The sequence below is a fragment of the Gemmatimonadota bacterium genome (assembly GCA_039715185.1).
GTDB lineage: Bacteria > Gemmatimonadota > Gemmatimonadetes > Longimicrobiales > RSA9 > DATHRK01.
Genome location: JBDLIA010000228.1, coordinates 1 through 1,311 on the forward strand (window position 1 = coordinate 1; position 1,311 = coordinate 1,311).

Here is a 1,311-nt window from a genome sequence, read left to right on the forward strand (position 1 = left end):
GGTCTCACAGGACGCGGTCGTCCGGAGAGCCGGACACTTGGTGGCAGATTCGGTCGGCGACCGGCCGGGGGCTCGGACACCTCGCACGCGAGTCTGCGGAGTTGTGGTTGTCACGCTTTTTGCTGCGCTGTCGTCCATGGCAAATCCTCGCCGCTTCTTTGGCGCCGATCACGAAATACACATCGGAGACGTCATCATCCCACCGCGCTGCGCGGTCGAAGTGACGTTCCGAACGCACCAACAGCGATTCCAACTTCGTCCTGACAAGGAAGCCAGCGAGCTGATCTTGGGCTGCCTCGGCCGCGCTTACCATCGCTACCCCGAGCTGAATCTAAACGTGGTGTCCGTTCTGTCGAACCACGGCTGCTTCGTCGCGTGCCCCGACTCGGCGTATGTCCTGTCGAGTTTCATGCGCGACTTTTTGTCGACGGCCGCCAAGCGCCTCAACGGTCACCGGGATCGAGACGGGACGTTTTGGGAGCGGCGCTACCGAGCGATCCCGATCCTGGACGAAGAAGCTCTCGACGAACGTTTCCGCTACGTCCTGACCCAGGGCACGAAGGAAAACCTGGTCTGGAGTGCGCGACAGTGGCCGGGCATCGGCTCCATCGACCCGCTACTGGGAGGACAGCCCCTTGTCGGTCGCTGGCGGGACCGGGTCGCAGAGGGGGAGCTTCGGCGTCGCCAAAGGCGCAAGCTCGAGCGCGCCGCGGCCCGCGGCACCTCCCTGCAGCTTCCAAAAGCTCCGCAGGTCTGGCTTGAGTATCCGATCGAGCTGGTCCCGCTTCCGCATTGGCAGCGTCTAAAGGTCGGACAGCGCCGAGCTCGAGTCGCCGAGATGCTCCGCGAGGACGATTGCGCGACGCGCATGCGACACGAGCGAGACGGCACGGAGCCGCTCGGCGTGCGCGCGATCTTGGCAACGGATCCGTTCGACCGCCCTCGGCAGTCAGCGAGGAGCCCGGCCCCGCCGTGTCATACCCGCTCGCGCAAGTTGCGCCGAGCGTTCCGGGCGGTGTGCCGAACTTTCGACGAGATGCTCGCGTCTGGTCGCGACGCGGTCGAGGCGTTTCTGCCACAGGCAGGGGTTCCTCTGGATGTGACACTGCCGCCGCTATCACATCGCAAACCGATGTCCCCGCGGCGGCCACCGCCGACACCTGTGGTCTGCGATCGAGAACATCCGCTCGCCAACGCCATCGGACCGCCGGGGCACGCATGACCTCGACAGCCTGATGTGAACCCGCCGCGGCTGACGTGTCGCACGACGCTCGGTTCGAGGGCTCTCGTGCGCTCTTAGGCAGACATCGG

The 1,311-nt window shown here is 65.5% G+C and carries 1 protein-coding gene; it reads left to right on the top strand.

Going from position 1 to position 1,311, the window contains the following annotated elements; translation table 11 throughout:
• The first annotated feature begins 103 nt into the window (after positions 1–103).
• A complete protein-coding gene (locus ABFS34_16885; GenBank protein MEN8377102.1) occupies positions 104–1,222 on the top strand; it encodes a hypothetical protein in 1,119 nt (372 codons plus the stop codon).
• The last annotated feature ends 89 nt before the right edge of the window (positions 1,223–1,311 follow it).